Source organism: Streptomyces sp. NPDC055078 (genome assembly GCF_053607985.1).
The window spans coordinates 1-2,598 of sequence record NZ_JBSGUP010000902.1; the positions used below are offsets into that span (position 1 = coordinate 1).

A 2,598-nucleotide genomic window follows, 5' to 3' on the forward strand; every position below is an offset into this window, starting at 1 on the left:
CCTCTGGATCAAGAAGTTCGAAGCTGTGCCCTCCGGGATGATCCAGGAAGAGCCCGCAGGCTTCGTCATGCACCCCGGGCCCGCTGAGGGCGGGGCAGTCCGGCCGCACCTGGACCACCACATAACCGGGCTCGGCCCACGAGACCCACATCTCACCCTTGCTGGCGTCCTTCAGCACCCACGCCAGGGCAGAATGCGTTCGCTGGTCCTGGTGGTCTTCCAGCGGGCACCGCAGTTCCAAAGCCATTCCCTCAGGGTCGTTGGCCTCTTCGGGGCGCAGGTGGAACATCCCCCGGATCAACGGTCCGGACAAAGGCGTCTCCGCGCCGCAGATGCGGCGCACAACCGGTTCTGTCACAGCTCCCCCAGCGCGCCGAGAACGACGATCGCGGACATGCCCAGGAAGACGGCCAGGGCATAGGCGGATCCTTCGAACCGTCCGGCCTTTCGGCCGAGCGCTTCCAAGGGACACCAGCGCGCCCGCCACGCCGCCAGCCTCGTCTTCACCGGTAGCCCCTGCTCTGTGCGTTGACCTCGGCCAGGGCGGCGCTCATGGCGTCGGACTGGACAGCCGAAGACAGAACCTGTGCAACGGCTTCCCACTCCACACCGCCGTTCAGCGGGCAGATCCGGTAGGCGGCCCCCACGCGCCCCAGGACGCGTCCAACACGCCCTCGCGCGGCGTCGTGTACCACCTCGCCCGTCTCGGGCTCGTAGGGTCCCTCTCCTGCCTTCACGTCGCCTCCCGCCCCGTGGGGGTGTGTGCGGATTTCATCGTTCGCGTGCTCGACGCGCTTTGCGTTGCCCCAACCACGCCAGTAGGCGGCGAGGAGCGCGTACCCGTGACAGATCCCGCAGCCTTCAACGGGCACCGGTTCCAGGTCATTCGCGCTCATGGGACCGCCTCTGGCGAACGACCCGAAGACCCGACTCCACACGGATCAGGAGATCCCTGTCGGCCGTGGCGTAGCCGGTACGGGGGACCCAGTTCGGGGCGATGCCCCAGACGCCGCCAGCACGTATGAGGTCGACCAGCGCAGCAGTCTCGTCAGGCGGGTGGCGAGCAGTGTCAATGCTGGTCATGGTGCCGTGCCCCTTCGCTGGCTTCCGTGCGGTGTTCCGTCCTCGCACTAGGCAACTCGCTCTTTGCGCAAGGCGGTACCGTTGAAGCAACAGCAGGTTTCAAAAGCTTCAAACGCGCTTTCAGCACGAGGAGTTGACGGCCAGTGAAGACCCGCGAACCGAACGAGTGTCTGGCACGCCTGTATCGCGAGACCGGGTGGAACCTGCGGCAGTTCACGCAAGCGGTGAACCGAACGGGAACCGAACGGGGAACCCCCCTCAAGTACCGCGAGCAGTCCGCACACCAGTGGCTCAAGGGCTACATGCCCAAAGAGGAAACCCGCCCGCTGATCCTGGAAGCTCTCGCGCGAAAGTTGCACCGGCCCGTTACTCATGCCGAGGCAGGGTTCCCCACGCCCCCACAGGCGTTGACCAACCATCCCAGTACGGTGGAAGGACTCATCGACTTGGGGAGGCAGGATATGGAACCGTCGCGCCGGAGCATTGTGGGCGCAGGCTTGTTCTCTGTCGCGCTAACCATTCCCGATTGGCCGGACGTCGTGGGCCGGATGGAAGCCGCACAGTCGGGCAGGACTCTGCGTATCGGCATGGCTGAGGTCGAGATGGTCACTGCCATGACGGAACGCGTTTCCGAACTCGATGACCAGTTCGGCGGACGGCACGCACGTCCGATGGCTGCCGCATTCCTTGTCAACACGGTTGCCCCGTACCTTATGGCCGAAGCCCCTCAGCCGGTTCGGAAAGCAATGATGTCGGCTGCTTCTGACCTGTGCTATCTGACTGGATACATGGCAGTGGACGAGGGGATTCACGGGTTGGCTCAGCAGTATTACTTGAAGGCTCTGGAACTCGCCGGGGCGTCAGAGGATCACCTCACCTACTGCACCACCTTGCGCGGAATGAGCGTCCAAGCTGTCGACCTCGGCCATGGCAAGGCAGCTATGCGCCTTGCAGATGCTGCCGCTTCCGCATCTCCCCAGGCTGGCCCAAGGATGCGTGCATTCCTAGCGGGTCAGCAGGCGCATGCGTCAGCTCAACTCGGATACCGCAATGACGCTCTGATGTACCTTCGGGAAGCCGAAGTGGCCATGCAGAAAGCGGAGTCTCAGTCAACGACCTTTGGGTCCTACAATCCCTCATCGTTGGCCTACCATCTGGGCCAGGTTCGATACGAACTTGGCGACGTCAAGGGTTCAATTACGGCACTCAATGAATCTGACAGTTTGCGACACAGTACATTTCGCAGGAATCGAATTCGCTATCTATCCATACTTGCGGAGCGCCAGCTAGAAATTGGACACCTAGAGGCAGCATGTGACACGTGGGGAAAGGCTCTCGACATCTACCCCATGGTCCAGTCTGGTCAGTGCGATCAAAGGATCACCATCATGCGTCAGCGAGTCCGCCCATACCTCAAAAACCACGTTGCGCGGGAACTAAACGACCGTGCACGAATGGTTACTCCGGCTTCGCTGCTGGTCTGACCCGTAAACCCAAACCGCCCCCGTTCCGGCA

At 62.8% G+C, this 2,598-nt stretch carries 4 protein-coding genes; 1 reads left to right on the forward strand and 3 read right to left on the reverse strand.

What is annotated here, in order from left to right:
• The 3 genes from ACWF94_RS38370 to ACWF94_RS38380 form a co-directional block, all read right to left on the reverse strand.
• A partial coding sequence (locus ACWF94_RS38370) for a hypothetical protein (RefSeq protein WP_453499575.1) occupies positions 1–358 on the reverse strand: 358 nt, incomplete at its 3' end.
• Positions 355–507: a hypothetical protein gene (locus ACWF94_RS38375; protein WP_453499577.1), complete on the reverse strand. Its 153-nt coding sequence runs from the start codon at positions 505–507 to the stop codon at positions 355–357. The genes ACWF94_RS38375 and ACWF94_RS38370, both read right to left, overlap by 4 nt.
• Positions 504–896 (reverse strand): hypothetical protein, encoded by a 393-nt coding sequence (locus ACWF94_RS38380; RefSeq protein ID WP_453499579.1) that lies wholly within the window; start codon positions 894–896, stop codon positions 504–506. Before ACWF94_RS38380 ends, ACWF94_RS38375 begins: the two co-directional genes overlap by 4 nt.
• 330 nt (positions 897–1,226) lie before the next feature.
• Between ACWF94_RS38380 and ACWF94_RS38385 the strand changes: the two genes are divergently transcribed.
• The gene (locus ACWF94_RS38385) at positions 1,227–2,567 is read left to right on the forward strand and encodes a tetratricopeptide repeat protein (RefSeq protein WP_453499581.1); all 1,341 of its coding nucleotides are present in this window, start codon (positions 1,227–1,229) and stop codon (positions 2,565–2,567) included.
• Positions 2,568–2,598: the final 31 nt, after the last annotated feature.

Bases quoted from the DNA above. Each gene is read 5' to 3' on its own strand.
- ACWF94_RS38380 (WP_453499579.1), bottom strand. From the start codon at position 896: ATGAGCGCGAATGACCTGGAACCGGTGCCCGTTGAAGGCTGCGGGATC.